This window comes from Mesorhizobium sp. M1329, from assembly GCF_040318035.1.
Classification (GTDB): Bacteria; Pseudomonadota; Alphaproteobacteria; order Rhizobiales; family Rhizobiaceae; genus Mesorhizobium.
Genome location: NZ_JAMYLN010000084.1, coordinates 1 through 1334, shown reverse-complemented (window position 1 = coordinate 1334; position 1334 = coordinate 1). Strand labels below are relative to the sequence as shown.

Below are 1334 nucleotides of genomic sequence, written 5' to 3'. Positions count from 1 at the left end.
GGCGGGCGATGGCCCAGGCCGCGAAGGCTAGAGAGCCTTTGGGGTGAGGATTGCGTTGTCGTTCGGTCTTGCCTTCGAGCTTGGCTGAGACGGCTTCGAGGATGGGTCGGTCGTCGGGATCGAAAGCATCGCTGAGCCGCTGATCGGTGTTGCCGTCGCGAGCCTGGACGAGCTGCTTGATGGTGACGGCGGCGACGCTGGCAGCGGCGACGAAGTTGATCATGGCGTGCGGATCGCCGATGTCGGCTGCCTCGATATCGAAGCCTGCTGTCTTGAGGATGCGGAAGAACTCTTCGATGACCCAACGCGAGCGGTAGAGGTCGACGACACGGCGTGCCTGGGCCACGGTGGCGACACCGTGGGTGGTCAGCAAGCGCCAATGCACCGGCTCGTTGCCGTCTTTCGGCTTCGACACCTCGCGAACATCGACCAGTGTCAAACCGATGGTCTCGGGCAACACCGGATCGGCCCCGTTGAGTGGGCGCCGCACCGTCACCGGCGCGTAACGCACTGCCAGCTTGGCATCCCGTGCGCGTCGCCCGGGCGCGGCGGGGATGGTCACTTCAAAGCGGCTTTGCTCCGGCTGGGCGTCGATGAAGGCGAACAGCAAGCCGGGCTCTTCTTGCGCGGCCTCGATGCGCCGGTTCTGACAGGCCCGCACGATCAGGTCGACATTGTGCGGACGTTCGGCGAAGAGTTCGTAAAAGTCGCTCTCGCGATCCGACACCATAGTGATGCTGGCCGCCTCTTCCAGAACCGCGCCGGCCTGCCTGGTCGCGTCGATCCAGCGCCGCGATTCCTTGTTGGCTGTCGCCCGCTGGCGCCGCGGCGCCAGTTCCTCCGCGCTGCGGTTCCATATCTGCATCGAGACCAGGCCCAGCATGGCTCCCGTGCCGGCCTCGACCGCCAGAACCGGGTGCAGCAGCAAGCCTGCCGCATTGCCCTTGCCGACCGGGCCATAATCGGCCCGCGCCCGCCGCGAACCCAGCACCAGTTCCGACGTGTCCTGCACCGCGACGATATCGCGGCCGGCCGCGCGACGACCGGTCAGTCGTCCAGCATGCAGCGACATCTCCGTCGCCGTTACCGAGGGATTGCGCAAAAACCGCGTAAACTGCATTTCGGCCGCCCGCTTGCCGCCGAGCCGCCGGATACACGATCCAGGCCGCGCCACCAGCGCCCGATGCAAGCAGGCCCCCCTTTTTCCAGGCGCAGGTCACCAAATTGCCCCAGCCCGTACTCGATCCCGGTCATTCAACCCTCCTTCGGCTTTTCCGGCCGAAATAGAATCGAGCTTCGCCGCAAAGCGCAACCCAGATGTGTGAATGCGATAG

The 1334-nt window shown here is 65.5% G+C and carries 1 protein-coding gene; it reads right to left on the bottom strand.

Features of this window, described 5'->3' with window-relative positions; all coding sequences use genetic code 11:
• A partial coding sequence (locus NKH21_RS32650) for an IS4 family transposase (RefSeq protein WP_352870014.1) occupies window positions 1–1120 on the bottom strand: 1120 nt, incomplete at its 3' end.
• Window positions 1121–1334 lie beyond the last annotated feature (214 nt).